Source organism: Agromyces sp. LHK192 (assembly GCF_004006235.1).
Lineage (GTDB): Bacteria > Actinomycetota > Actinomycetes > Actinomycetales > Microbacteriaceae > Agromyces.
The window spans coordinates 1,296,582-1,323,548 of the sequence record NZ_CP034753.1; the positions used below are offsets into that span (position 1 = coordinate 1,296,582).

The 26,967-nt window shown below is 72.0% G+C and carries 23 protein-coding genes; 9 read left to right on the top strand and 14 right to left on the bottom strand.

Going from position 1 to position 26,967, the window contains the following annotated elements:
- Nucleotides 1-89 precede the first annotated feature (89 nt).
- The 3 genes from ELQ40_RS05775 to ELQ40_RS05785 form a co-directional block, all read right to left on the bottom strand.
- On the bottom strand, nucleotides 90-899 hold the full coding sequence (locus ELQ40_RS05775; protein WP_127792830.1) for an HpcH/HpaI aldolase/citrate lyase family protein: 810 nt from the start codon (nucleotides 897-899) through the stop codon (nucleotides 90-92).
- Nucleotides 884-1,669: a 2-oxo-hept-4-ene-1,7-dioate hydratase gene (gene hpaH, locus ELQ40_RS05780; protein ID WP_127792831.1), complete on the bottom strand. Its 786-nt coding sequence runs from the start codon at nucleotides 1,667-1,669 to the stop codon at nucleotides 884-886. The genes ELQ40_RS05775 and hpaH overlap by 16 nt, the downstream gene beginning before the upstream one ends.
- 68 nt (nucleotides 1,670-1,737) lie before the next feature.
- A complete protein-coding gene (locus tag ELQ40_RS05785; protein ID WP_127792832.1) occupies nucleotides 1,738-3,414 on the bottom strand; it encodes a thiamine pyrophosphate-binding protein in 1,677 nt (558 codons plus the stop codon).
- Nucleotides 3,415-3,576: 162 nt separating this feature from the next.
- Between ELQ40_RS05785 and ELQ40_RS05790 the strand changes: the two genes are divergently transcribed.
- From ELQ40_RS05790 to ELQ40_RS05800, 3 genes are all read left to right on the top strand, one after another.
- Nucleotides 3,577-3,873: a hypothetical protein gene (locus ELQ40_RS05790; RefSeq protein ID WP_127792833.1), complete on the top strand. Its 297-nt coding sequence runs from the start codon at nucleotides 3,577-3,579 to the stop codon at nucleotides 3,871-3,873.
- A 175-nt stretch (nucleotides 3,874-4,048) separates the two neighbouring features.
- Complete coding sequence (locus tag ELQ40_RS05795) at nucleotides 4,049-5,563, top strand: glyceraldehyde-3-phosphate dehydrogenase (RefSeq protein WP_240665959.1); 1,515 nt, start codon at nucleotides 4,049-4,051, stop codon at nucleotides 5,561-5,563.
- Nucleotides 5,564-5,674: 111 nt separating this feature from the next.
- Nucleotides 5,675-6,463, top strand: a complete 789-nt coding sequence (locus ELQ40_RS05800; RefSeq protein ID WP_127792834.1) for an SDR family NAD(P)-dependent oxidoreductase — start codon at nucleotides 5,675-5,677, stop codon at nucleotides 6,461-6,463.
- A gap of 42 nt (nucleotides 6,464-6,505) precedes the next feature.
- Here the strand turns inward: ELQ40_RS05800 and ELQ40_RS05805 are convergent, their stop codons facing one another.
- From ELQ40_RS05805 to ELQ40_RS05820, 4 genes are all read right to left on the bottom strand, one after another.
- Nucleotides 6,506-7,531 carry a hypothetical protein gene (locus ELQ40_RS05805; RefSeq protein WP_127792835.1) on the bottom strand — a complete coding sequence of 342 codons (1,026 nt, stop codon included), beginning with the start codon at nucleotides 7,529-7,531 and terminating at the stop codon, nucleotides 6,506-6,508.
- The gene (locus ELQ40_RS05810) at nucleotides 7,528-8,502 is read right to left on the bottom strand and encodes a permease prefix domain 1-containing protein (protein ID WP_127792836.1); all 975 of its coding nucleotides are present in this window, start codon (nucleotides 8,500-8,502) and stop codon (nucleotides 7,528-7,530) included. Before ELQ40_RS05810 ends, ELQ40_RS05805 begins: the two co-directional genes overlap by 4 nt.
- Complete coding sequence (locus tag ELQ40_RS05815; protein WP_127792837.1) at nucleotides 8,499-8,891, bottom strand: PadR family transcriptional regulator; 393 nt, start codon at nucleotides 8,889-8,891, stop codon at nucleotides 8,499-8,501. The genes ELQ40_RS05810 and ELQ40_RS05815 overlap by 4 nt, the downstream gene beginning before the upstream one ends.
- Before the next feature lie 103 nt (nucleotides 8,892-8,994).
- A complete protein-coding gene (locus tag ELQ40_RS05820; RefSeq protein ID WP_127792838.1) occupies nucleotides 8,995-10,437 on the bottom strand; it encodes a helix-turn-helix transcriptional regulator in 1,443 nt (480 codons plus the stop codon).
- A gap of 125 nt (nucleotides 10,438-10,562) precedes the next feature.
- Between ELQ40_RS05820 and ELQ40_RS05825 the strand changes: the two genes are divergently transcribed.
- Both ELQ40_RS05825 and ELQ40_RS05830 read left to right on the top strand, forming a co-directional pair.
- On the top strand, nucleotides 10,563-12,425 hold the full coding sequence (locus ELQ40_RS05825; RefSeq protein ID WP_127792839.1) for a phosphoenolpyruvate carboxykinase (GTP): 1,863 nt from the start codon (nucleotides 10,563-10,565) through the stop codon (nucleotides 12,423-12,425).
- Between the two features lie 255 nt (nucleotides 12,426-12,680).
- Nucleotides 12,681-13,085 (top strand): DUF1622 domain-containing protein, encoded by a 405-nt coding sequence (locus tag ELQ40_RS05830; RefSeq protein WP_127792840.1) that lies wholly within the window; start codon nucleotides 12,681-12,683, stop codon nucleotides 13,083-13,085.
- Nucleotides 13,086-13,198: 113 nt separating this feature from the next.
- On the opposite strand, the gene ELQ40_RS05835 is transcribed toward ELQ40_RS05830, so the two are convergent.
- A complete protein-coding gene (locus ELQ40_RS05835; protein ID WP_127792841.1) occupies nucleotides 13,199-14,059 on the bottom strand; it encodes an alpha/beta hydrolase in 861 nt (286 codons plus the stop codon).
- A gap of 127 nt (nucleotides 14,060-14,186) precedes the next feature.
- Between ELQ40_RS05835 and ELQ40_RS05840 the strand changes: the two genes are divergently transcribed.
- Nucleotides 14,187-14,759, top strand: coding sequence for a TetR/AcrR family transcriptional regulator (locus ELQ40_RS05840; protein WP_127792842.1), 573 nt, complete (start codon nucleotides 14,187-14,189; stop codon nucleotides 14,757-14,759).
- 25 nt (nucleotides 14,760-14,784) lie between these two features.
- On the opposite strand, the gene ELQ40_RS05845 is transcribed toward ELQ40_RS05840, so the two are convergent.
- The 6 genes from ELQ40_RS05845 to ELQ40_RS05870 all read right to left on the bottom strand — a co-directional run bounded on the left by ELQ40_RS05845 (nucleotide 14,785) and on the right by ELQ40_RS05870 (nucleotide 24,384).
- Nucleotides 14,785-15,591, bottom strand: coding sequence for a hypothetical protein (locus ELQ40_RS05845; protein ID WP_127792843.1), 807 nt, complete (start codon nucleotides 15,589-15,591; stop codon nucleotides 14,785-14,787).
- 171 nt (nucleotides 15,592-15,762) lie between these two features.
- Entirely contained in the window at nucleotides 15,763-17,922 is a 2,160-nt protein-coding gene (locus tag ELQ40_RS05850; protein WP_240665960.1) for an ABC transporter ATP-binding protein, read from the bottom strand.
- Between the two features lie 78 nt (nucleotides 17,923-18,000).
- Complete coding sequence (locus ELQ40_RS05855; RefSeq protein ID WP_127792844.1) at nucleotides 18,001-18,225, bottom strand: hypothetical protein; 225 nt, start codon at nucleotides 18,223-18,225, stop codon at nucleotides 18,001-18,003.
- 32 nt (nucleotides 18,226-18,257) lie between these two features.
- A complete protein-coding gene (locus ELQ40_RS05860; RefSeq protein ID WP_240665961.1) occupies nucleotides 18,258-19,193 on the bottom strand; it encodes a carbohydrate kinase family protein in 936 nt (311 codons plus the stop codon).
- Nucleotides 19,177-20,091 (bottom strand): pseudouridine-5'-phosphate glycosidase, encoded by a 915-nt coding sequence (locus ELQ40_RS05865; RefSeq protein ID WP_127792845.1) that lies wholly within the window; start codon nucleotides 20,089-20,091, stop codon nucleotides 19,177-19,179. Before ELQ40_RS05865 ends, ELQ40_RS05860 begins: the two co-directional genes overlap by 17 nt.
- Before the next feature lie 66 nt (nucleotides 20,092-20,157).
- Nucleotides 20,158-24,384, bottom strand: a complete 4,227-nt coding sequence (locus tag ELQ40_RS05870) for a BTAD domain-containing putative transcriptional regulator (RefSeq protein WP_164863489.1) — start codon at nucleotides 24,382-24,384, stop codon at nucleotides 20,158-20,160.
- A gap of 113 nt (nucleotides 24,385-24,497) precedes the next feature.
- Between ELQ40_RS05870 and ELQ40_RS05875 the strand changes: the two genes are divergently transcribed.
- The 3 genes from ELQ40_RS05875 to ELQ40_RS05885 all read left to right on the top strand — a co-directional run bounded on the left by ELQ40_RS05875 (nucleotide 24,498) and on the right by ELQ40_RS05885 (nucleotide 26,963).
- A complete protein-coding gene (locus ELQ40_RS05875) occupies nucleotides 24,498-24,935 on the top strand; it encodes a VOC family protein (RefSeq protein WP_205649441.1) in 438 nt (145 codons plus the stop codon).
- 79 nt (nucleotides 24,936-25,014) lie between these two features.
- Complete coding sequence (locus tag ELQ40_RS05880) at nucleotides 25,015-25,920, top strand: PD40 domain-containing protein (protein ID WP_127792847.1); 906 nt, start codon at nucleotides 25,015-25,017, stop codon at nucleotides 25,918-25,920.
- Nucleotides 25,917-26,963: a hypothetical protein gene (locus ELQ40_RS05885; protein WP_127792848.1), complete on the top strand. Its 1,047-nt coding sequence runs from the start codon at nucleotides 25,917-25,919 to the stop codon at nucleotides 26,961-26,963. Before ELQ40_RS05880 ends, ELQ40_RS05885 begins: the two co-directional genes overlap by 4 nt.
- Nucleotides 26,964-26,967: the final 4 nt, after the last annotated feature.

The window sequence follows — 26,967 nt, forward strand, 5'->3', positions numbered from 1 at the left end:
CCTGATCAGCCTCCGATCTCCTGAAACCGGACATGGGCATGGACATGGGCACGGGCACGGGCACGGGCTTGGGCTTGGGCTTGGGCGGCTCAGTAACTCGAGCGATCGCCGGTGGAGTCGTCCGGGATGAACCGGCCGGCGAGTGCCTCGGACGCGCGGGCGAGGCTCGAGACATCCGCTCCGACGGCGACGAATGACGCGCCGGCCTCGAGATACCGGTCGGCGTCGGTCGCGACGAATGCGTTGACGCCGACGGGCACGCCGGCGGCGACGCCGGCGGCGATCGCGGTGAGCACCGCCTCGACGACGTCGGGATGCCCCTGCTGCCCGAGCAGCCCCATCGAGGCGGCCAGGTCGGCGGGTCCGACGAAGAGCGCGTCGACGCCGTCCACGGCCGCGATGGCCTCGACGTCGGCGACCGCCGTCGCGGACTCGATCTGCACGGTCAGGCTGATCGTCGAGGCGGCATCCTGCAGGTAGCCGGGCACCCGGTTCCAGCGGGCCGCGCGCGCGAGCGCCGAGCCGACGCCGCGGACGCCGTGCGGGGGATACCGGGTCGCGCGCACGACGGCCTCGGCCTGCTCGGCCGAGTCGACCATCGGCACGAGGAGGTTCTGCGCGCCGAGGTCGAGGAACTGCTTGATCAGCACCGTGTCGCCGAACGGCACCCGCACGACCGGCGCGACCGGGTAGGCGGCGACGGCCTGCAGTTGCGCCTGCACGGACTCGAGGCCGTTGGGCGCGTGCTCCGCGTCGATGAGCACCCAGTCGACGCCGGACCCGGCGACGATCTCGGCGACGAGCGGGCTGCCGGAGCAGACCCACATGCCGATCTGGGGGCGGGATGCCTCCGCGATGCGCTGCGCGAGCGTGGGCGGCAGTGTCAGATGAATCGGCACTGGATGCTCCCGAGGTCGTGGTAGTCGGCATGCACGGTGTCGCCGCGTTCGACCCACATCGGGCGGGTGAACGATCCGGCGAGGATGATCTCGCCGGCCGCGAGCGACCGGCCGTGCTGGGCGAGCTTGTTCGCGAGCCAGGCGACGCCCATCGCGGGGTGCCCGAGCACGGCGCCGGCGACGCCGGACTCCTCGATGGTCTCGTTGCGGCTCAGCAGCGCACCGACCCAGCGCAGGTCGACCTCGTCGACCGCGACGGGCCGGCCGCCGAGCACCATCGCGCCCATGGCGGCGTTGTCGCTGATCGTGTCGACGATCGTGCGGCCCTCGAGCTCGATGTGGGAGTTCAGCACCTCGAGCGCGGGCACGACGTACTCGGTCGCGCGCAGCACGTCGAAGATCGTCGTGTGCGGGCCCTCGAGCGCCTCGCCGAGCACGAACGCGAGCTCGACCTCGATGCGGACGTTCGAGAACCGGTCGTATTCGATCACCGATCCGGAGTCGTAGACCATGTCGTCGAGGATCACGCCGTAGTCCGGCTCGGTGATGCCGGTCGCGACCTGCATCACCTTTGAGGTGAGTCCGATCTTGTGGCCGACGAGCCGGGCCCCAGCCTCCTGCCGTCGCTTCGCCCATTCGCTCTGCACCGCGTAGGCGTCTTCGACGACCATGCCGGGGTTGCGTGCGGTGAGTAGCGGGACGGTCGTGCGGTCGCGATCGGCGGCGAACAGTTCGTCGGCGATCGCGGAGATCCGGGATGTCTCGAGCATCGGGCTCCTCTTCGTCAAGGGCGTCCACCAAATCGTATACGATCCACCGCGGTGGGTCGAGGTGGGGCCTACCGGTTGACGTGGAAGATCTCGTCTTGGAACGGCGCGACGACCGACCCCGAGATGCGGCAGTCGAGCATGAGGAACGGGCGGTCCTCGGCCGGGCGGGCGGCCCAGACGCGCAGCGCCTCGAGGTCGTCGAGGGTGCGCACGACCACGCCCTCGGCGCCGAACGCGGCGGCCGCCGCCGCGAAGTCCGCCTGCGGGATCAGCATGGGCTCCTCCGCGAGGCCCTTGCGGCCGTACACGTGCACCTCCGCGCTGTAGGCGGCGTCGTTCCACACGACCGCGATCCCGCGGCCGCCGGCGACGCGCACCGCGCTCTCGAGGTCGGCGAGCGCCATCAGCCCGCCGCCGTCGCCGGTCGTCAGCACGATCGTCGACTCCGGGCGGGCGACCGAGGCGCCCGGCACGCTCGGGAATCCGAGGCCGATCGACTGGTACGCCGTGCCGATCATGATCATGCGGTCGGGCGACGCGACCGGCCAGTACATGTTCGCCCAGCCGATGAAGTGGCCGCCGTCCGAGACCACGACGCGGTCCTCGGGGAGCAGCTCGGCGAGCCGGATCGCGAGCGCGCGCGGGTCGAGTTCGCCCTCGGGCGTCAGGCCCGCGTTCGCGGCATCCGCGCCCTGCTCCTGCTCGCGCAGGTCGGCGATCGCCGCCGCGCCGAGCGACTCGCGCCAGCCGGAGCTCTCCGCGCCGAGCGACGCGAGCTCGGCGACGAGCTCGCGCGCGACGACCGTGGCATCCGCTCGCAGGAACGTGCCCACGTTCGGATGCGTCGCCGACGCGGCGACGTCGACCTGCACGATCCGAGTGCCCGGCGAGAAGAGCTCGCCGAACCGCATCGTGAACTGGTTGAGGGACGCCCCGAACACGACGGCGACATCGGCTTCGCGGATCAGCTCCATCGCGGCCGGTGCGCCGAAGCCGCCGGTCACGCCGAGATCGAAGTCGGCGTCGGGGAAGATGCCGCGGCCGAGCGCGGTCGACGCGGTGACCGCACCCGTGGCGGCGGCGAGCTCGCCGAGGGCTCCGCCGGCACCGGCGAGCCACGCGCCGCGACCGGCGAGCAGGAAGGGCCGGCTCGCGCCGGCGAGCAACTGCGCCGTCTCGGCGATCGCCGCCCGCTGGAACCCGCCCCGCGGCTGCACGGGCTCGGGCAGTCGCAGTGCGGGCGGCGGGATCGACTCGCCGACGTCGAGCGCCGCGACGTCGTAGGGGAGCGAGAGCACGACCGGTTGGCGTCTGGCCAGCGAGTGCTCGATCGCGAGCACGACCGTGGCGGCGGCATCCGTCCGCCCGACGGTGTAGGTGCGCGCGCCGACCGCGGAGGCCAGCGCGATCTGGTCGACGTCCCACGCCCGGCGCCCGGCCGTCGGCTGGTCGCCCACTACGAGCACCAGCGGGATCTCGGCCTGCACGGCCTCGGCCAGCGCGGTCAGCGTGTTCGTGAACCCGGCGCCGTAGGTCGCGGTCGCCGCGGCGATCCGCCCGGACGCGCGGTAGTGCGCGTCGGCCGCGACGACGCCGCCGACCTCGTGGCGCATCGCGACGAACGTCATCGACGTCTCGCGTTCGAGGGCGTCGAGCAGGTGGGCGTTGCCGTTGCCCATCACGCCGAAGACGTGGTCGAGGTGGGCGGCGAGGGTGCGCGCGACGAGCGCGGAGACGGACGACATGGGCCGGTTCCTTCGGGAGACGTGACGGATGCTGGTTCCGTATGTGTCTCACGCGGCCGGCGGCTGCGCCGCCCGGGCTTCGTACCCATTTTTCGAGTACCGGCGCTTCGACGAGCGCCTCGACGGCACCGAGTATACGTCGCATGCGGCAGGATGGCTCGGGTGAAGACCGTGCAGCTGCGTGAATACCGGATCGTCGAGGGCGAATACGAGGCGTTCGTCGAATGGTGGCAGGCCACGATGCCCGAGCTGCGGACCCGCATGGGCTACACGGTCGAGTTCGCCTACGGGTCGCCGGCCGACGGCACGTTCACCTGGGCCGTCAGCGTGCCCGGCGACGAGGCCGAGTTCACCCGCGTCGACGAGGCCTACAAGGTCTCGCCCGAGCGGGCCGAGGTGTTCGACGGGCTCCCGCAGCGCGTCGCCGAGTCGACGCTCTCGTTCGTCTCGCTGTACTGAGTGCGACGCCCTCCCGGCTCGACGGCCCGCTCGACGCGCTGTCGGTCCTTGCGTGACGTGCAGGCCATGGTGTACAGGCCGCTCACGGGCGCGCGGGCATAGGATCGAGGCATCCCCCCGGATTCGAGTTGTGGTCGACGCTGCCCACCAGGCGGCTCGACCGGAGAGGACCTTCGTGAGTCAAGAGTTCGTCGCCCGTCGTAGTGCCTGGATCTCTCGAGAGGAGCTCGCCGAGCGCATCATCCCGCTCGTCGGCGGCCTCTACCGCGACCTCGGGGTGGTGACCTCCATCCACGGCCGCCGCCTCATCAACCTGTCGCCGGTCGACCTGCTGAAGGCGCACCGGTTCTCGCGCAAGGCCGGCGACCGCGAACTCGACCCGGCCGACACGATCCGCATGCTCGAGGCCCTCCGCGAGGTCGCGCCCGGCCCCGCCTCGATCGACGTCGCCCGACTCGTGCAGCGCCACGCCGAGCAGGTCGCGGCCGGCGGGGCATCCGACCTCGTCGCGTTCCTGCGCAGCGAACTCGCCCCCGTGCTCGTCGCCGACGACGCCGCGCCGACCGAGGGAACCGACGTCGTGCTCTACGGCTTCGGTCGCATCGGGCGCCTGCTCGCCCGCATCCTCATCGCCCACACCGGCGGCGGACAGGGCCTGCGCCTGCGCGCGATCGTCGTGCGCAAGGGCGGCGCGAACGACCTGCAGAAGCGCGCCAGCCTGCTGCGCCGCGACTCGGTGCACGGCCCCTTCCAGGGCACCATCGAGGTCGACGAGGACAACGACACGATCCTCGCCAACGGCACGCTGATCCAGGTCATCTACTCCGACGACCCGGCGTCGATCGACTACACCGCGTACGGCATCTCCGACGCCATCGTCGTCGACAACACCGGCCGCTGGCGCGACGAGGCGGGCCTGGAGCAGCACCTCCGGTCGACCGGCGTCGCCCGGGTGCTGCTCACGGCGCCCGGCAAGAGCCCGATCAAGAACATCGTGCACGGCATCAACCACGACGCCATCGAGGCGTCCGACCGCATCCTGTCGGCCGCGAGCTGCACGACCAACGCGATCACGCCGGTGCTCGGGGCCATCGACGAGGCCTACGGCGTCGTGCGCGGACACGTCGAGACCGTGCACTCGTTCACGAACGACCAGAACCTGATCGACAACTTCCACAAGGGCGACCGTCGCGGGCGCTCGGCCGTGCTGAACATGGTCATCGCCGAGACGGGCGCGGCCAAGGCCGTGTCGAAGGCGTTGCCGCAGCTCGAGGGCAAACTCACCGGCAGTGCGATCCGCGTTCCCACGCCGGATGTCTCGCTCGCGATCCTCAACCTCCAGCTCGAGCGCCCCACCGACAAGCAGACCCTGAACACGTACCTGCGCCAGGTGTCGCTCACCTCGCCGCTGCGCCAGCAGGTCGACTACATCGAATCGCCCGAGGTCGTCTCGACCGACTTCGTCGGCTCGAACCGCGCGGGCATCGTCGACGGCCTCGCGACCATCGCCGACGGCACCGACGTCGTGCTCTACGTCTGGTACGACAACGAGTACGGCTACTCGTGCCAGGTCGTCCGCGTCATCGAGGCGATGGCCGGCACCCACCCGGTCGTGCTCCCCGAGCGCGAGCCGGTGCGCGTCGAGCAGATCGCCGCGGCCGTCGATGCGGGCGTGCTCGTCGAGCACTGACCCCGATCGAGACGAACGGATGCCTCGGGCGCGAGCCCGGGGCATCCGTCGTCTCTGCGCATTCCGGCGGGGTAGCGTAGCCCGCGTGGACGGCGACGGAGAGGGCACGACATGGAACTGACCGGGACATCGGCGATCGTCACCGGCGGGGCCTCCGGCCTCGGCAACGCCACCGCCCGCGCGCTGATCGACGGCGGGGCATCCGTGGTCATCGTCGACCTGCCGGGGCCCCGAGGCGAGGAGGCGGCGGCCGCGCTCGGCGATCGGGCGAGCTTCGTCGCGGCGGATGTCGCCGACGAGGCCCAGGTGCGCGCGGCCGTCGAGGCCGCGCAGGCGCTCGCGCCGCTGCGCGTCGCGGTGAACTGCGCGGGCATCGCCACCGCGGGGCGCACGGTCGGCCGGGACGGCGCGGCGCCGCTCGACGTGTTCGAGCGCACGATCCGGGTGAACCTCATCGGGACGTTCAACGTGACGAGGCTCGCCGCCGAGGCGATGGCCGCGAACGAGCCCGTGTCCGCCGGGGTTCCCGGGGGACCTGAGACCCCGGAGCGCGGCGTCATCGTGAACACCGCGTCGGTCGCGGCGTTCGACGGCCAGATCGGCCAGGCCGCCTACTCGGCGTCGAAGGGCGCGGTCGCGGCCATGACGCTGCCGATCGCGCGCGACCTCTCGAAGCTGCTGATCCGCGTGATGACGATCGCGCCCGGCATCTTCGAGACGCCGATGATGGCCGGGATGCCGCAGGACGTGCAGGACTCGCTCGCCGCGCAGGTGCCGCACCCGTCGCGGCTCGGCTCGCCGGCCGAGTACGCCGACCTGGTGCGGGCGATCGTCGCGAACCCGATGCTCAACGGCGAGGTGATCCGCCTCGACGGCGCGATCCGGATGCAGCCGAAGTAGCGGCATCCGGATCGCGTCGCGGGATGGTGCGTCGGCCGACGGTCAGCTCGACCAGTCGGCGCCGAGCGATCGCTGCCGCGAGGCGCGGGCCGCGCGCACCGCGAACAGCACCGAGTTGGCGATCACGCCTCCGACGATCGTCGCGATGAGCAGGATCGGCAGCACCTGCTGCGCGGCGGCGTCGAGGTTGGCCTCGAACAGGGCCTCGAACCCCGGCGCGAACAGCTGCCCTGAGACGGTCAGCCAGATCGCCGGCACTCCGAGTGCGAGGTTCAGCGCGATCGTGACGGCGGCGATCGGCCAGGTGTAGCCGACCCGGTACATCCACACCGTGCGCGCCGCCTCGAGCGCGAACAGCACGAGGTAGTACGGCATCCAGGACGACCACAGCGCGGGATCGAACACCGGCAGGATGCCGTCGGCGTCGCCGCCGGGGCTCGGAGCGAGTTGCTGCCACACGAGGAATCCGACCAGCACGACGAGCCAGAACAGGCTGCCGATCAGCAGCATGCGCCGGTCGGAACGTGGTTCGGCGGGGAGGTCTCGCAGGTCGGCCGGAGTCCACTCCGCGACCTCGACCTCGGCGGCCGGCGCCCGGTCGATCAGGGCGAACACGAGAGTCACCCAGAACGCGGCCGAGGTCGCGACGAGCACCGAGATGCCCCACGTCGACCCGATGAGCCCCGGGTTCGCGTCGCCCGAGATGAATTGCGAGAGCACCCAGGCGCCGGCGACCGTCGGCACGACGATGATCTCGACGAGGATGAGGATGCGCTTCCAGGTGTCGTACCACCTCGGGCCGATGAGCATCGGCGGGCGGTCGGCGTATTCGACGGCCAGGAGGGCCGGGTTGCCGAGCGCGGCGAGGGCGTCGTGCTCGGCGGCATCCGACGTGGATGCACCGGAATCGATGCGGGCGTCGATGTCGTCGCGGATCCGCTCGGCGAGTTCGCGGGCGAACTCGGGCCGCTGGGCCCGCGGCACGCGCTGCGCCGCGGAGAACACGTATCGGGCGGTGAGGTCGGAGGGCGCGCCCGCGGCGGTCGGCGCGTTCGGGTGCGTGCTCATCGCCCGACCCCCTGGGCGCGGTAGGCCTTGACGGCCCCGTCGACGACGTCCCACACGGCCGCGGCGATCACGGCGACGACGACGATCGTCACGATCACGGGGCCGGAATCGCCCCACGGCCAGCGCATCGCCTCGAGCGCGCCCTCGGCGATCAGCTGCCCGGAGAGGAACAGCCAGAGGGCCGGCACGACGAACGCGAGGTTCAGGATCAGGTTCACCGTCGCCAGCCACCAGTTCCACCCGCGCTGGTAGAGCACGACCGCGAAGATCGCCTCGAGCCCGATCAGCACCAGGAAGTAGGGCAGCCAGAAGCTCCACAGGTCGGGGTCGAACAGCGGCTCGCCGTCGAGCGCGGGCACCCACGGGATGCCGAAGACCTGCACCAGCACGATCGCCGCGGCGAAGAGGCCGAGGAAGACGAGCGAGCCGATCAGTTCGCCGCGCCGTGCGGTGGCCGCGGGGTCGGGGACCTCGGGCAGCATGTCGAGCGACCAGTCGAAGCTCTTGCCGGTCGAACGCGCAGTGTCGGGCAGGCGTTCGAGCACCACGAACAGGAGCGTGGTCCAGAACGCGACGTGGATGCCGACCGTGATCGTCGAGCCGATCACCGCGCCGACGATGCCGCCGGCGGGCGTTCCCGCGACGACCTGGCCGATCGTGATGCCGAGCGCGGCGAACGGCAGGACGATCGCCAGCAGCAGCTTCAACAGCCGCTGCCAGGCGAGGTAGTACCGCGGGCCGATGAGCATGAGCGGGCGGTCGATGTACCCGGCTGCGACGGCGGCCGGGTCGCCGAGGTCCGTCAGCGCCGCGTGCTCGGCCGCAGCGGGCTGCTCGCCCTGCTCGATGCGGGCGTCGATGTCGTCGCCGATGCGTTCGCGGAGTTCGCGGTCGAGTTCGGTGCGCTGCGCCGGTCGTGCCGTTCGGACGGCGGCCCAGACGTAGCGGTCGGTGAGCGAAGAGGCGGTCATGATGCGTCCCCTTTCGAGGAATCGTCGTTGTCGGTTGCGGAGTCGGGGGAATCGGCGCCGGGCTCGGTGAGTCGCGTGAGCGCCTCGTCGATCAGGTGCCAGTCGGCGGTGAGCGCTGCGGCGAGTCGCTCGCCGTCGGCGCTGGTGCGGTAGAACTTGCGCGGTCGGGCCTCTTCGGTGTTCCACTCGCTGGTGAGCAGTGCCTGCTTCTCGAGGCGGCGCAGCAGCGGGTAGAGCGTGTTGGCGTCGACCGTGATGCCGGTCGCGTTCAGCGATTCGAGCAGCGCGTACCCGTAGTCGGGAGTGCGCAGCCGGATCAGGCAGGCCAGCACGACGGTGCCGCGGCGCAACTCCTGGAGGTGGCCGGCGGTGATCTCATCGGTGCTCATGGCTCACACGATACTGTGTGACGCACACTATTGCAATAGACACGATGAAGTGACGGATGCCTCCTCGGGGAGGCATCCGTCCGAGCATGGGCTTCGCGGTGCGCTACTGCCCGGCGTGCTGCTCCAGGAACGCGTACACCTCGGCGTCGTCGACGCCCGGGAAGGTGCCCGACGGCAGCGGCGACAGCACGTGCGCGTGCAGCCGGGCGCTCGGCCAGGCGCGGCCCGCCCACTGCTCGGCCAGCGCGATCGGCGCCCGCCGGCAGCACGACTCGTCGGGACAGGTCGACACCGCGCGCACCGTCGTCTCGCGGCCGCGGAACCACTTCGCCTGGTTGAACGGCACGCCGACCGTGATCGAGAACTCGCCGGCATCCGTCCGCCCGGTCTGCGTCGCGCACCAGTAGGTGCCGGCAGGGGTGTCGGTGTACTGGTAGTTCTCCGTCGTCCGGTTCGTCTGGTCGAACGACGTGCGCGCGCTCCACTTCTTGCACACCCACTGGCCCTCGATCGAACCCGTGACATCGGTCGGCAGCGGCAGCCCGTCGTTCTCGTACCCCTTCAGCAGCGCGCCGTCGCCGTTCACGCGGAGGAAGTGCATCGTCATGTCGAGGTACTCGGTGCCGAGGTTCGTGAACCGCAGCGCCGCCGCCTCGTGCGTCACGCCGAACGCGTCGCGGAAGTCCTCGATCGCCAGGCGCTTGTCCTTCTTCGCCTCCTGGAGGAACGCGACGGATGCCTCGCGCGGCATCAGGCAGGCCGCCGCGAAGTAGTTGATCTCGAGACGCTGCTGCAGGAACTCGTCGTAACTGGCCGGGGGAGTGTGCCCGAGGAGTCGGTGCGCCATCGCCTGGAGCGCCATCGACCGCAGCCCGTGGCCGCCGGGGATCGAGGCCGGCGGCAGGTAGATGCGGCCGTTCGCGAGATCGGTGATCGACCGCGTCGAGTCGGGGAGGTCGTCGACGTAGATGAGGCGGAACCCGAGCCGCTCGGCCATGACGCTGACCTCGCGGTGCGTGAGCGCGCCGGCACGGTGTCCCGACGCACGCACCTGCTGCTCGGCGAGCTCCTCGATGTCGGGCAGGTGGTTGTTGTGGGCGCGCAGGCGCTCGCGCAGGTCGGTGTTGGCGCGGCGCGCCTCCTCCGGCGTCGCGATCGCCTCGCTCGCCCGACGCTGCAGTTCGCGGTGCAGGCCGACGATCGCCTCGAGCGTCTCGTCGCTGATGCCCCGGCCCGGCTTGACGGGCGGCAGGCCGAGGCTCGCGTACAGCGGGCTCGCCTGCGCGCGCCCGAGCTCGAGCTCGAGGGCCGCGCGTGCCGACGGCGCCTCGCGGGCGAGCAGGTCGCCCAGCTCGACGCCGAGCGCGACGGCCAGGGCGTCGAGCGTCGACAGCTTCGGCTCGCGCTTGCCGTTCTCGATGAGCGAGAGCTGGCTGCCGGCGAGTCCGACGGCCTCGCCGAGCTGGTCGAGCGTGAGGGCGCGCTCGCCGCGGAAGTGGCGGATGCGGTGGCCGAGGGTCGCGAGGTCGGGGGTGCCTGCCTTCATGAATTAAGCGTATCGAAAGAACGTCGGTTCTTAACATCCTGTTTCGTCGATACGAGTGTCCCGAACCCCGCATTCTGGAAACACAGCCCCACTCCGGACCCCGAATCATCAGGAAAGGGACGACGATGACCATCTCCGAGTACTCCGTCGGCGCCGAGGCATCCCTCGGCGAAGCCCGCCGCACCGGCACCGCCGACGCCGGCCTCGCCGCCTGGGTGGCCGAGATCGCCGCCCTCACCAAGCCCGACGAGATCGTCTGGTGCGACGGATCGCGCCGCGAGGCCGACCAGCTCACGCGCCTGCTCGTCAACGAGGGCAAGCTCACCAAGCTGAACCCCGAGTGGCGGCCGAACAGCTACCTGGCCCGCACCGACCCGAGCGACGTCGCCCGGGTCGAGGACCGGACCTTCATCTGCTCCACGTACGAGGAGGACGCCGGCCCCACCAACAACTGGCGCGACCCCCGCGAGATGCGGTCGGAGCTCGCCGAGGTGTTCGACGGCTCGATGAAGGGCCGCACGATGTACGTCGTGCCGTTCTCGATGGGGCCGCTCGGCGGGCCGATCTCGCAGCTCGGCGTCGAGGTCACCGACTCGCCCTACGTCGTGCTCAGCATGGGCATCATGACCCGAATGGGCGAGCGCGTCTTCGAGCTCATCGAAGCCGGCGAGCCGTGGGTGCGCACCGTGCACTCGGTCGGCTACCCGCTCGTCGACGGCGTCGGCCACCGCCGCGCCGAGCCCGACTGGCCCTGCAACGACGAGAAGTACATCGTGCAGTTCCCCGACTCGCGCGAGATCTGGTCGTACGGCTCGGGCTACGGCGGCAACGCCCTGCTCGCCAAGAAGTGCTTCGCGCTGCGCATCGCGAGCGTCATGGCCCGCGACGAGGGATGGCTCGCCGAGCACATGCTGCTCATCAAGATCACCTCGCCCGAGGGCAAGGCCTACCACGTCGCCGCGGCATTCCCGTCAGCGTGCGGCAAGACGAACCTGGCGATGCTCCAGCCCACGATCCCCGGCTGGAAGGTCGAGACCATCGGCGACGACATCGCCTGGATGCGTCCCGGCGCCGACGGCCGCCTCTACGCGATCAACCCCGAAGCGGGCTTCTTCGGCGTCGCGCCCGGCACCGGCGAGTCGACCAACCCGACCGCCGTGCAGACGCTCTGGGGCAACACGATCTTCACGAACGTCGCGCTGCGACCCGACGGCGACGTGTGGTGGGAGGGGCTCACCGACACTCCGCCGGCCGAGCTCACCGACTGGCAGGGCAACCACTGGACGCCCGACTCGGGCCGCCCCGCGGCGCACCCGAACTCGCGGTTCACCGTCGCCGCCGCCCAGTGCCCGCAGATCTCCGACGACTGGGACGCGCACGACGGCGTGCCGATCGACGCGATCCTGTTCGGCGGTCGTCGGGCCACCAACGTGCCGCTCGTCGCGCAGGCCCGCTCGTGGAAGCACGGCGTCTTCATGGGCGCCACGATCTCGTCCGAGAAGACCGCCGCGGCCGAGGGCACGGTCGGCGAGCTTCGCCGCGACCCGTTCGCCATGCTCCCGTTCTGCGGGTACAACATGGCCGACTACTGGGGTCACTGGGTCAAGATGGGCCGGATCCTCGGCGATAATGCTCCGCAGATCTTCCAGGTGAACTGGTTCCGCAAGGGTGCCGACGGCTCGTTCCTCTGGCCCGGGTTCGGCGAGAACGCCCGCGTGCTCGAGTGGATCGTCGGCCGGCTCGAGAACCGCTCCGAAGCGACGGAGACGCCCATCGGGCTGCTGCCCGCGCACGACGCGCTCGACCTCGACGGGCTCGAGATCAGCGAGGAGACGCTCGCGCACCTCTTCGACGTCGACCCCGCGTCGTGGCTCGCCGAGTGCGACCTGACCGAGGAGTACTTCGCCCAGTTCGGCGACCGCGTGCCCGCAGCACTGAACGCGGAGCTCGCGAGCCTGCGCTACCACCTCCAGCGCGAGATCGCGTAGGACCACCTCCAGCGCGGCAGCGCGTCACGGAGGTCGCGACGGCGAGCACAGCGTCGTCGCGTCGGATGCCCCGGCCGGGCAAGGGAAGGCGCGGCCGGGGCATCCGTGCGCCGGGGCATCCCTGCGTCCCGGGCATCCGTGCGCCGGGGCATCCCTGGGCGGGATCGGGATCGCGCGGGAGCGGGATCGCGCGCGATCGCGCGCCGATCCCGCCGTCGACCGCCGAGCTGGCTAGCGTGAGCCGAGGGGGTCGCCGTGGAGTTCAGCGAGGTCATCGAGACGGTCGGCGAGGTGATCGACGTCGTCGGCGTCGTCGCGATCGTCGTCGGCGTGCTCTACGCCGCAGCGGATGCCGCGTTCCGCGCGCTTCGCGGGCGTTCGCCGGTCTACGACCGGTTCCGCCGGGTGCTCGGGCGGGCGATCCTGCTCGGGCTCGAGCTGCTGGTCGCCGCCGACATCATCAAGACCGTCGCGGTGACGCCGACGCTCGAGTCGGTCGCCGTGCTCGGCCTGATCGTGCTGATCCGGACGTTCCTCAGCTGGTCGCTCGAGCTCGAGATCTCGGGCCGCTGGCCGTGGCAGAAACGAGCGGATGCCTCCGCAGCCGAGGCTGCAGAGGCATCCGGTGGTGCGGGCTCAGGGGCATCCGCTCGTTCGTGACCCAGGCGACCCATGTGCCGGATTCAGGAGAACGGAGGCTGCTCAGGACCGCATTCGCGGATTCGTCCTGAAGAGCTTCCGTTCTCCTGAATCGGGAAGGTGCACCGCGGCGATCAGGCGGCGACGCGCTGGTGCGCGAGCGCCCAGTCGAGGGCGTAGTCGGCGACCTCTTCCCAGCCGTCCTGGCTGACGATGCGGTGCGTGCGGCCGGCGAACTCCTTGTACTCGACGATCGCGGGGCTGCCGGTCTTCGTGTACTTCTTCACGATCGCGCGGCCGATGGCCGGCGGCACGACGTGGTCGATCTCACCGGTGAGGATGAGCAGCGGCGCCCGGTCGGCCCGCGCGTAGTCGACGTGGGTGACGCCGCCCTTCTCGTTCAGGGTCGACGCGACGCCCTCGAAGAAGACCCGGTTGTACGAGTTCACGGCCTGCTCCTCCCAGATGCGGTCGGACTCGGCGCGGCTGAGGTCGTTGCCGAACGTGAAGTGGAAGTGCTGCTTCGAGATCGGCTTCGCGCCGTTGATGTCGAACGGGTTCGAGAGGATCGGCGTGCCGGTCCAGATGGTCGACGGCGGGAGCGTCGTGATGCCGGCGGTCTGCCCGGGTTCGACGCCGACGTACGCGACGCCGAGGCCGCGGTCGGCGAGCAGCTGCGTGATGACGCCGCCGAAGGAGTGGCCCATGATGATCGGCGTACGGGGGAGGGAGCGGATGATGCGCTCGTAGTGGTCGGCGATCTGCTTCAGGCCGATGCCCTTGAGCGCGGCCGGGTTCGACCGGATGTCCTCGACGGTGCGGTCGTCGATGCCGGGCCAGCCGGGGACGATGACCTCGTGGCCGCGGGCCCGGAAGCGCTCGGCCCAGGTGTCCCAGCTCTTCGGGGTCATCCAGAGGCCGTGCACGAGGACGATCGGGGCGAGGTCTTCGCGGGTCGAGGTGGTGGTGGCCGAGGTGGTGGCGGTGGTGTTCACGGTTCCTGCTCCTTCGGTGTGGTCGTCCTTGAAGTAGAACGATCGTTCTGTCTTGATGTGTAGCAATGTACGCCCACGGCGTATTCCGTGTCAAGCAAAAAGAGAAAGATCGTTCTAGACTTTTTTCATGGCCACCAGGACGACACCCCAGGGCACCTCAGCCGCACGCGACCGCCTGCTGCGAACCGCGAGCGATCTCTTCTACCGCGAGGGGATCCACGCGGTCGGCGTCGACCGCATCATCGCCGAGGCAGGCGTCACGCGCGCCACGTTCTACCGGCACTTCCCGAGCAAGGAGGACCTCGTCGAGGCGTACCTCGGCGAGGAGGACGCGGGCATCCGCGGTGCGTTCGCCGCTGCGCGCGAGATGACCGAAGCGCCGGCCGACCTGCCGGGACTCGTCGTCGAGGGCCTCGCCGCCGACATCGCCGGGCGGCACACGCGCGGATGCCCGTTCATCAACGCCGCCGCCGAGTACCCCGACCCCGCCAGCGGCGTGCGCCGCACGGTCGCGTCCCACCGGGACTGGTTCCGGGCCGAACTCGTCGACGTGCTCACGAACGCGGGGGTCGACCGACCCGCCGAACGCGCCGGCGAACTCGTGCTGCTGCGCGACGCCGCGATGGTCGGCGGCTACCTCGACGGCTGGGACGCCGTGAGCGAGGCGTTCCGCACGGCGGCAGGGCGCACCCTGGGCTGAGGTGCAGGCCCTGCGGGCGCTCGACTCAGCCGAACAGTGCGAGCATCGGTGCGGGCGTGAAGCGGACCTCGATCGTGCCGCTGCCGCCGCGTCCGGCCATGCCGATCCAGGTGCTCGATCCCTCGTGGATCCGGGCCCACCCGTCGCGGAACACGACGTCGGTGCCGATCACGAACGCCATCGCCGGCTGGTCGCCGGCCTCGACGTCGATCGACCCCTCGAACGCGTGCTGCGCGTCGGCGTCGGCGTCCTCACGGCACTGCACCGCGACGAGCGGGCGGCAGAGCGGCGTCGAGAAGCCGGGGGCGTCGAACGGGCTCGCCGTGGCGGCGTCCGCGACGAGGCCGAAGTTGAGGCTCGTCGAGACGAGTCCCGTCTCGGCCTGCCCGTCGAGCACGAGGCGGCTGCCGACGCTGAAGCGGTAGTGCAGGCGGCCGGCCTCGACCGTCTTCGGCAACTCGACGACGCTCACCCAGTTGCGCGACCACGCGTACGGCGCGCCCGAGCGGGTCGGCGGGTCGTAGAGGCTCGCGGTGACGCGCACCGCACCGTCGGCCCGAGTGGGCGCGGCGCGCAGCGAACTCCGGCGCTCCTCGGCTGGGAAGCTGTCACGCACGGCCTCGAATGCGGGCAGGTGCACCTGGTCCCAGCTGCGCAACCAGTCGCGGATGCGGCCGTGCACGCCGTCGAAGCCGTCGCCCAGCGCCTCGGCGGGCAGGGTCTCGGTCGAGGCGATGCCGGCGCCGGTCGAGGCGGTGTCGCCGAGTGCGGCGATTCGGTCGATGGGCGGAGCGGCGAGGCGGGCGGGGCGCGGGGCGTCGATGATCGTCATGGCAGGTCTTCCGGTCGGCCGGCGGCACCGGCGGGGAATGGGAACGGCGCCACGCTACGGATGCCCCGCACCGCGGGCCTCCGTATCATCCCTGAGTTCCGCTCGGGTTCCGCACTGAAATCGGATGCCCACGTCGGCGCGTTCGAGGCGACCGGATGCCTCAGGCTGAGCTCAGACGAGCAGCTGGTGCTCCGCGAGCTCCCGGTACAGGGGCACGGTCTGCACGAGCTCCTCGTGCCGGCCCTCGCCGATGACGGTGCCCTGGTCGAGCACGACGATGCGGTCCGAGTCGACGACCGTCGACAGCCGGTGCGCGATCACGATCAGCGTGCGGCCCGCGGCGACCGCGTCGATCGCCTCGCGCATCATCCGCTCGTTCACGCCGTCGAGCGACGACGTCGACTCGTCGAGGAGCAGGATCGGCGGCGCGGCCAGCAGCGCCCGCGCGATCGCCAGGCGCTGACGCTCGCCGCCCGAGAGCATGATGCCGTCCTCGCCGACCTGCGCGTCGAGCCCTGCGGCGTCGCGGTCGAGCACGTGGCCGAGGTTGACCTGGCGCAGCACGTGATCGCACTCGACGTCGGTGGCGTCGGGCGTGCCGAGCAGCAGGTTGTCGCGGATGCTGCCGGCGAGCACCGGGGCATCCTGTTCGACGTACCCGATCTGCGCGCGCAGCTCGTCGCGGTCGAGCGAGCGCAGGTCGAGCCCGCCGAGCCTGACCGTGCCGACGCTCGGGTCGTAGAAGCGCTCGATCAGGGCGAGGATCGTCGACTTCCCGGCGCCCGACGGCCCGACGAGCGCGACGCGCTGCCCGCGCGGCACCCGCATCGAGACGCCACGGAGCACGGGCTGGCGGTCGGTGACGTCGGGCTCGGGGGCGTGCTCGTCGGGCGAGTCGTTCGCCGGGTCCGCCGGATCGTTCGGCCGGGTCCGCGCGTACGCGAACGACACGTCTGCGAACTCGATGGCGGGGGCATCGGGCAGGAGGCCCTCGTTGGCCGGGCCGACCATGACCGCCAGCGGCGCGAGCGCGCGGTCGTTCGTGTCCTCGTCGGGCAGGTCGAGCACCTCCTGGATGCGTCCGAGCGCGCCGAGGGCCTGGTTGATCGCCATGACCGCGCCGAGCATCTGGCCGAGCGGCATGATCATCATGAAGAGGAACAGGATGAACGCGACGAGGTTCGCGACCGTGATGTCGCCGGCCGCGACGCGGTATCCGCCGACCCCGAGCACCACGAGGAACGAGACCTGCAGCGCGATGCCGGCGACCGGCACGACGAGCGCGGAGATGCTGGCCACCCGCACGCCCTCGCGCCAGGCGCCCTCGGCCTCCTCGGTGGTGGCCGCGATCTCGCGCTCGGTGGCTCCGGCGGCGCGGATGGTGCGCACCGAGCTGATCGACCGCTCGACGGCGGAGGCGAGGGCCCCGACCTTCTCCTGCGCGCGGTGCGAGGCATCCCGGATCTTCAGCGACAGGGCCGCCGCGGTGCCGATCGCGACGGCGACGACCAGCACGGTGAGGCCGAGCAGCACCGCGTCGAGGATGAGCATCGCGATCAGCGCGCCGATGAACGTGACGAGCCCGCCGATCGCCTCGACGCCGCCCTGGGTGAGCACGGCGCGCAGCAGGGTGGTGTCGCTGCCGACCCGCGAGACGAGGTCGCCGGTGCGGCGGGTGTCGAACTCCGCGATGGGCAGCTTCAGGATGCGCGCGATGAGCTTGCGCCGGCTCGTGAGCACGATGCCCTCGCCGGTGCGCTGCAGCAGGTAGTGCTGGTAGCCGCTCACCACGCCCTGCACGATGACGAGCACGACGAGGAGCACGACGAGCCCGTCGAGCGGGCGGCCCTGCTCGACGAGCGTGATGACCTGGCCGACGACGAGCGGCTGTGCGAGGCTCGCGGCGGCGAGCACGAGGCTGAGGACGACGACGAAGGCGAGGATGCCCCGGTGCTCGGTCAGGTAGGGGATGAGCTGGCGGAGCGTGGCGCGTGGACCCGGCTTCTCGGTGCCGGACCTGCCGGGCCTGCCGGACCCGCCGGCGGCGCCCCTGCGCGGGCGCAGGCGCGCGAGGATCCCGCCCGCCGATGCATCCCGTGGTTCCCCGGACGCCGCCTCGGGCGAGGCCGCCGCGGCGACGACGGCGTTCGAGCCGGTGGCGGCTGCGCTGGTCACGACCGGGGTCGCGCCGGTGACCACGGGGGTTCCGCCGGTCGCGGGACTCGCGGCCTCGCGGCGTGCGGCGAACGGATGGCGCGCGGCTTCGCGGGCCGCGGCGCGCTCGGCGTCGCGCTGCTCACGACGGGACATGGAGATGTCGCTCTGGCTCATGATTCTTCCTGGTCGACAGCGGTTCCCGGCCGGTAGGGACGGCGGGCCGTCTGGCATCCTAATCGGCTTCGCCGGGAGTCAGCCCCGCCCGTACTTCTTGTGGACAGCCTGCTTCGAGACGCCGAGCGCGAGCGCGATGAGCTGCCAGCTCGATCCGCCCGCCCGCGCGCGGCGCACGGCGACGGCCTCGGCACGGTCGAGTTCGCGGGTCGCCTCGAGCCTGGCGTGGTGCAGTGCGCGCAGCGCGCGATACGGGTCGTCGCCGTCTGCCGCGGCGATCGCGGTGCGGAGGGTGTCATCCATGTCGTCAACCGTAGTTGACGACGGGTAATCCGTCAACCGAAGTTGACGGACGCCCCGGATGCCCCGGGCGCGGCGATCACCGTCGCCGCCGCGGCGTGCCCCGACCGCGCGGCGGCGGCGGCGTCCGCGCCGCCCAGCACCGCCTCGAGGTACCCGGCCGCGAACGCGTCGCCCGCGCCGGTGAGGTCGCGCACGTCGGCGACGGGCGGCACCGGTTCCCGGAGCACCCGCTCGCCGGCTTCGAACACCTCGGTCGGCACCGCACCGTGCTTCACGACGACGGATGCCGCGACGTTCGCCGCGACCGGACCCCCTGCTTCGACACCGAGCAGCGCCGCCTCGGTCTCGTTCGCGAACAGCACGTCCGGCCGCAGGTCGGCGAGCAGCTCGATGACCGCATCGACGCCCAGGTTCGCCACGAGCCCGGTCGACGACGCATCGACCGACAGCCGGATGCCCCGGGCCCGCGCCGCATCCACGAGCGCGAGGACGCTGCCGCGCATCGGCTCGCGCTCGAACCCGTACAGCGGCGCGTGCAGCCAGGCGACGTCGTCGAGCCATGACGCGTCGACCGGGCCGAGCTCCGCGGCGGCGCCCCGGTCGGGGAACATCGTGCGCTCGCCGTCGGGGTCGACGAGCAGTACGACGGCGCCCGTCGTGCCGCGCCGCTGCACGCGCACGTCGACCCCCGACGCCTCGAGCGCGGCGACCAGGGCGTCGCCCGCGGCATCCGGCCCGACGCATCCGATGAATCGCACCGCCGCACCCGCGGCCGAGGCGGCCAGCGCGGCGACGTTCGCGCCGCTGCCGCCGCGCGTGCGGAAGACCCGGGCCGCGGTGTCGGTGCCGTGCCGCACGGGCTCCGACGTCCACACGACGACGTCCTCGACCAGGTCGCCGACGACCGCGAGCACGCCATGCTGCTCCGGTCGCCGCGGGCCGTCGCCGCCCTCAGCCGGCGAGGGCACGCGCGATCTCCGCGCCGAGCGCGACGTTGCCGCGATAGACCTGGAGGTTCACCTCGAGGCTGCGGCCCTCGGTCGCGCGCTGCACCCAGTCGAGCAGGAACGGCGTCGAGTCGTGCCCGGTCACACCGGCGTCGACGACGGCGGCCAGCGCCTCGGCGAGGATGCGGTCGTGCTCGGCCGGATCGAGCTGGTGCTCGGCCGCGACCGGGTTCGCGACCAGCACCGCCGAGCGCTGCCCGAACTCGTCGCGGGCGCGCGCGAGGTCGGCGGCCTCGGCGGGGGAGTCGACGCGGTAGTCGAGCGTGAAGCCGGAGTCGGCGACGTAGAACCCCGGGTAGCTCGTCGTGCGGTAGCCGACGACGGGCACGTTGAGGGTCTCGAGCCGCTCGAGCGTCGCACCGATGTCGAGGATCGACTTCACGCCGGCGCTCACCAACAGGATCGGCGTCTCGGCGAGCACGGGCAGGTCGGCCGACTCGTCGAACGTCTCGGCCGCTCCCCGGTGCACGCCGCCCAACCCGCCGGTCGACATCACCCGGATGCCGGCGCGATGCGCGAGCCAGGCCGTCGCGGCGACGGTCGTGCCGGCGTCGAGGCCCTTCGCACGGGCGATCGGCAGGTCGCGGACGCTGGCCTTCACCACCCACTCCGACGAGCACAGCCGCTCGATCTCCTCGGGCGCGAGCCCGACGACGGCCTCGCCGCCGACCACGCCGATCGTCGCGGGCACGACGCCGAGGTCGCGCACCTCCTGCTCGCTGCGCAGGCCCACCTCGAGGTTGCGCGGGCTCGGCAGCCCGTGGCTCAGGATCGTGGACTCGAGCGCGAGCACCGGCCGGCCGTCGGCGACCGCGGCCCGCACCTCCTCGGAAACGCGGATGGCTGGGGGAGTCTGCATCCGGTCATCGTACGAGGCGCCGCCGTCGCGCGTCAGGGGCGGAGGCATCGGATGCCACGCCCGGGGTCAGCCGAGCACGCCCGCGCACGTCTCGCGGCGATCACCGATCGAGCCGAGATAGGTCGACCACTCGGTGTCGGTCAGCTCGCGCCCGGCGAGCCGGCACGCGGCGCGGAAGTGGTCGGCGGGATCGAGCGTCCAATACGCCACCCCGTCGCCCAGGTTCAGGGCCATGCGCATCCCGTCGTGGCGGAGGTAGGCGGGCGGCGCGAACGGCGAGTCGGCCTGCAGCGGATCGCCGATCAACCGCCGCGTCTCCAGATCGAAGATCGAGACCAGGTCCGACCGCGTCGGCGAGAGCAGGGTGCGACCCGGGGCATCCATCTGGATCGACCACCACGAATCACGGGAGCTGGGCAGGGCCCCGAACGGCTCGAGGTCGTCGACCCCGCTGAGCAGCAGCTCCTCGGTGCCCGAACTCACGACCGTGCCGTCGGCGGTCACGAGCACCCCGCGCGCGTCGGGCAGGCCCTCGGCGACGAGATCTCCGGTCCGACCGTCGTAGACGAGCGTTGCGCCGGCCCCGGCGACGTCGTCCTGGTCGATCACGACGCGGTCGCCGTCGGTCGTGTCGGCGACGGCGAGCGGGTTGATCGCCGGCAGGTCGACGCCGGTGAGTCGCCCGGTCCGAACGTCGGCGAGGGCGACCGACGAGTAGGTCGCCGCCTCGCCGTAGAGCTCGCCGTCGTCGGTCGACGGATCGAGCATCACGACGTACGTGCGGTCCGGGTCGCGACTCGGGAACGCGAAGTCGGCCCCGGGCGGCATCAGCGGGTCGCCGTACGAGCGACCGGTGCTCACGTCGAAGAAGGTGAGGATGCCGTCGCGCCGCGCCGCGACGACGCCCGGACCGGCCCAGGACGCGAGGCTGACGGCCGAGTCCATGCCGGTCTCCAGTGCCTCGTCGGCCTCCGGGTCCCAGAGGATCGATGGTGCGATGCCCCCGCCCGCCACGTCGCCGATCCGCTCGAGCATCAACGCGCTGCCGCCCGGGTCGAATCCGTTCACGACGAGGTGGCCGTCGGCGATCATCCTCGAGGCGGGACCGGACCCGTCGAGTCGCCACCGGCTCAGGCTCTCGCCCTGCACGGCGAACGCGACGAGGGTCATCGGGTCGGTCGCGACGTCGATCCGGTTCACCGGGCCCGCCTGCGGCTCGAACGCAGCGCCGGTCGGCTCGCCGTCCGCGAGCCCGAACTCGGTCACGACACCACCGCGCGAGCCGCACAGGACGGTGCCGCGGTCGAGGAGCACGGTCGCCGTGCGGCACTGCCACGGGTCCTCCTGCGTCCAGGGGCGATACCAGACCACGGTGCCCTGATCGACGAGCACCCTGGCGAGGCCGCCCTCGCCGCTCGTCACCGCCGACCCGTCGCCGATCGGGAAGATCCCCTCGTTCGCGGAACCGTCGGGGACCTCGATCGACCTGGTCGGCAGCAGCGTCGAGGCGTCGTACCAGGTGAGCCGGTCGCGGGAGCCGGCGAGGATCACCTCGTCGCCCCAGAAGACCGGACGGCCCGGGTCGGAGTCGACGTCCGGCCGGAATCCCGGGAAGACCGGGTTGGCGGCCGTGCGCAGGCGCATCGTCGGGAGCTCGATGACGTGCAGGCCGCCGTCCGGCCACGACGACATGACGAGCCGCTCCTCGGACGGCGAGAACCGGGGGACGGTGATGTCGCGGGGCATGTGCACGACCTCGCCGACCTGGCGGCCCGAGTCGAGGTCGAACACCCTGACCTCGGTGTGGAGGGCGGGCTCTCCCGATTCGCGTCCCTCGAAGAGCCGCGACACCGAGGCGAGCGAGCCGTCGTCGCTGAGGGCGAGCATGGTGGGCGCCTCGAGGTTCATCCGGGGGAGTCCGCTGAAGACGGTCCGCAGCTCCTCCCCGGTGTCGAGGTCGTGGACGACGCCGGTCGTGCCCCCGTCGCGGACCAGCAGCGCCTCCCGCGTGCCGGGGATCACCGCGCCCGCGGTGAGGCCGGCGACCGGGGTCGATCCCATGAATCCCCCGGCCGAGGTCATCGCGGACATGAGGGCCGCGCGGGTCCTCGGGTCGTCGGGCCAGCGTCGGTGCATCTCGGCGGCGATCAGGGCGGCGACGTCCCGATCCGTGCGCTGGAGTGCGATCGACCGGCTCGCGAGCGCCTCGACCTGTGCGTCCTCGGTGCTGCGGCGGGCAGTGTCGGCGCTCGAGACGGCGAGCACGGCGGCGAGCGAGGCGACCGCGAGCGCCGCGACCGTGCCGATGAGGGCGCCGCGAAGCCGGCGCCCGGTGCGACGTTGGCGCACGACCCGTCGTTCGAGATCGGCCACCTCGGCGCGGGCGGCGGCGTCCGACGCCTCGACGAACGCCGCTTCGAGTGCGGTGAGGTTCGGCTGCGAGCGATCCCGCCAGTCCAGCAGCGCCTGCAGCCGGGTGCCGCGGACGAGGTCGTCGGGCCTTCGGCCTCCTTCGTCCCAGTCGTCGGCCGCCGCGGTCAGTGCGACGAGGAGCCGGGTGCCCTCGGCATCCTCTTCGAGCCAGCCCGACAGGCGCGGCCAAGCCTCCGCGATCGATTCGTGGGCCACGGCGATCGAGTCGCCCTCGGCGGTGATCAGCCGGGCGCGGTCGAGCCGGGCGATCAGCGCGCTCCGCTCGTCCTCTCCCTCAGCAGGCAGTCGCGTCCGACGACGGACGGCCTGTCCGTCGGGCCCACGACCGACGAGCCGGAGGAAGGTCGTGCGGCAGAGCTCTCGGTCATGGGCGTCGAGGCGGTCGTACAGCCGATCGGCGGATTGGGCGATCGCGCCCACGATGCCGCCGGATTCCTCGTACCCGGCGACCGTGAGCGTACGCCCCTCGCGACGCAGCCAGGTCTCGACGAGCGCATGCGACAGGTGCGGGAGTGCGGCCGGTTGGCCGACCGCGTCGCGCAGGATCAGCTCGACGAGGCCGGGTTCGAGGCGGAGCCCTGCGCGTCGCGCCGGTTCCTCGATCGCGAGCCGCAGGTCGTCACGCGTCATCGGTCCGATCACCGAGACGCCGTCGGCGAGCAGCGGCGCCAGCTCCGGCGTCGAAGCGAGGGTGTCGAGGTAGTCGCTGCGCACCGTCGCCACGATCTGCGTGCCTGCCGAGACGGCGTCCGCGAGTCGCTCGCGGAATGCGGGTGCGGCGCCCGTCTCGGCGGCGAACCACTCCTCGAGCTGGTCGACCACCACCACGGGACCGTGGCGGTTCGCGGGTGCCTCGTCCAGCATGGCGAGCACCGCGGTTCCTGCGGCGTCGGGCCTGATCACCTCGACCCGACGGCCTCGGCGACGCAACTCCGGGACGACGCCGGCCAGCATCACCGACGACTTGCCCGAGCCCGACGGCCCGGTGATGACGAGCGTCGAGGTGGCGGACAGGCGGTCGAGCAGCACTGCGACCTCGCGATCGCGGCCGAAGAAGATCTCGGAATCGTCCGTCGTGAACGCCGACAGCCCCCGATACGGGCAGGTGTCGTCACCCCGCTGGGGAGCCGCGATCGGCTCGAGTGAGGGATCCTGACGGAGGATGGCGCGCTCGAGCTCGACGAGCTCGCGTCCGGGTTCGATGCCGAGCTCGTCGTCGAGGCGTTCGCGTGCCGCGCGGATCGCGGCGAGTGCCTCCGCCTGCCGTCCGCACCGGTAGTTCGCCAGCGCCAGCGTCGCCCACCGGTGCTCGCGCAGCGGCGCCTCGCGCACCAGCCGCTCCGCGTCGGCGACGACGCTGCGATGCTCGCCGCAGGCGAGCCGCGCGTCGAGCAACTCCTCCTCGGCGGAACGGCGAAGCTCGTCGAGTCGGTCGGCGGCGGCGACGGCGGGCTCCCAACGCGCCAGCTCGGGGTACGCGGTGCCGCGCCAGAGGGCGAGCGCACGCTGATAGACGTCGACCGCGCGGTCGGGTTCGTGCAGCGATGCCCGGGACCGGGCCTGCGCGACGAGCGTCTCGAAGCGGAGCGCATCGACGGCATCGCGGTCGATGTGCAGCGCGTACCCGCCGGTTCCCGTGCTGACGATCTCCGGTCCGACCGATGCGCGAATACGGGCGACGGCGGTCTTCACCTGCTGACGCCAGGTCGCGGGCGGCGCGTCCGACCAGACGGCCTCCGCGAGCGCCGAGGCTTCGAGCGGAGCGGGAAACGCGACGGTGAGCGCGGCGAGCACCGCACGCTCGCGTGGGCTGAGTTCGGCGTCGCCGATCTCGAGCTCGCCCAGCACGCCGAGGTCCATGCCCCGAGCTTCGACCCATCGCCCGGTCATCGTCAACGACCGCGCGTGGGGCGAGTACCGCGCGAGTACCGCTGCGCACCGGGGCGAGTACCGGTGCCGGCGACGGTGGACGCATGCCACGATTCACCACCGCAGTCGGCAGCATGAGTGTCGACGACCTCACGACCGCGAGGGCGTTCTACGCCTGGGTCCTCGGTGCGGACGTCCGCGCGTTCGAAGCCGGCGGGCTCCTCGTCGCGTTCCCCGACGGTCACAGGATCCACGTGTACGACAAGGGGGCGCTGCACGAACCGGCGCCCTACACCGCCCTCAACTTCGTCGTCGACGACATCGGCCGCGCCGTCGACGACCTGATCGCCGCCGGCGTCGACACGAAGCCGTACGACGACGGCACGCTCCCCACCGACGACCGTGGGATCGGCAGGTCGGGAGCGATGGCGAGGGCGTGGTTCCGCGATCCCGCGCGGAACCTGCTGAGCGTCGTCCAGCTGCCGCAGCACGTCGCGACCGACCCCGCCCTCGACGACCGACGTCGAGTCGACCACCCGTGAGGAGCATCCGATGAACGACCAGGATTGAATCCGGCACCGCCCTCGGACGCTCGCGGCGCTCGTCGCGCTCGTCGCCGGCGTGTGCGCCCTGGGTGGCTGCGCCGCGGCCGGCCCGGCCGACCCGGCGACGACCGGTTCGCCGTCGGTCGAGCCGGCCGCGGCCGGCTCCGGCACGACCGACCTCATGGTCTTCGGTGCCGCGGCGACCGGCGAGAACCCCGACCTCTTCACCATCCGGCTCGACGGCACCGAACGGGTGCAGCTCACCGACGACCCGGCATTCGACGCGTGCGCGACCTTCGGGCCGGATGCCCGGACCGTGGTGTTCTGCAGCGATCGATCCGGAGCGTTCGAGATCTGGGCGACCGACATCGAGGGGGCGACGGCGCGACAGCTCACGTCGATCGGCGGCTTCGCCACGTTCCCGGATGTCTCGCCCGACGGGCGCACCGTCGCGTTCTGCGCGAACGCCCCGGGCGAACCCGAAGAGACCGAGGACCTCTGGACCGTGGGCCTCGACGGCTCGGCACCCATCCGGATCACCGACACGCCGAAGGCATCCGACTGCTACCCGAGCTGGTCGCCCGACGGCGACAGGACCGCCTTCGTCTCATCGCGCGAGGACGGACCGAACGTCTGGGTCGTGAACGCCGACGGGTCGGGCGCCACCCGCCTCACGACCGACAGCGGCGTCGCGGAGCAGCTGCCCGACTGGAGTCCGGACGGATCGAGCATCGCGTTCGCCGCCGACGGCGAGGTCTGGACGATGGACGCCGACGGCAGCGCCGCCGAACCGATCACGTCTGGCGTGGAGACCGAGTTCAGCCCGGCCTGGACCGGCGACGGGGATCGGATCGTCTACCGCGTCATCGACCGTGCTGCGGCGCGGAACGAGCTGTGGGTCATGTCGGCGGACGGCGGGGATGCACAGCGGATCCCGGGCGTCGAGGACGACGACGCGTTCCGACCGGCGGTGGCGTGGTGAACGGGATCCACGGTCGCGCAGCGCGCGGCCTGCTCGCGGCGATCGCCTCCGGTGCCCTCGTCGCCTCGCTCGTCGCCTGCGCGACGACCGCACCGGGATCGACTGCGGCCAACTCGACGCCCGATTCGACGACCGACTCGACGACCGCGTCGACGCCGCCGACCGCCGACACGAGTGATCAGGTCGCCGACGTGTTCGAGATCCCCCACGCGGCAGGCTCGGTGGCCGTCTCCGGCGGAGCGGTGTGGGTGCTGCCGCATCTCGACCAGGTCGCGCTCCGGATCGACCCCGACACGGGCGAGGTGACCGAACTCCCGCTGCCGGGCGTCGGCGCCGAGATCACGGCCTCCGACACCGAGGTGTGGGCGTCCGTCTCGCATCCGTCGACGTTCGCGCCGATCGGGCTCGTGCGCATCGACAGCACGACCTCGACGGTCACGCACGTCGTCGACGGCACCACGACTTTCCCGCACCTCATCGGTGACACGGTCTGGGCGCTGGCATCCGACGGCGTGATGCACGGGTACTCGCGCACCGACGCGACCGAGGTCGCGACCTTCGAGACCGGGGTGGTCGGCGGCGGTGCCGCCGAGGCCGGCGGATACCTGTGGCCGGGCAACCCCTCGGTGGGGTACCGGTTCGACCCCGCCGACGCCTCGATGCTCGACGTGACCGATCTCGGACTCGTCTCGCTCGCGGAGGCCGGCGGGCGGATCTGGGGCACGCCGTTCTCCGAGGCCGGGGGTGCACTGAGCTCGTACGAACCGGACGGAACCGACGTGCGCCGGGCCGACCTGCCCGAGGGCATGCTCGTATACCTCGACGCTGTCCCGATCGACGACGACCGGTTCTGGATCGTCGTCGCCGAGCGCGGTGCGGCCCCGCACTCGCAGGTCGCCGAGTTCGACGCGGTCACCGGTGAGATCGGGCAGGTGCTCACGTTCCCCGGCAAGCTCGAGAACGGCATCGACTCCGACGGCGACTGCGTCTGGGGCCCGATCCTGCGCCAGCCGAAGGTCGTGCGGGTGTGTCCGACCGGGTGAGCGG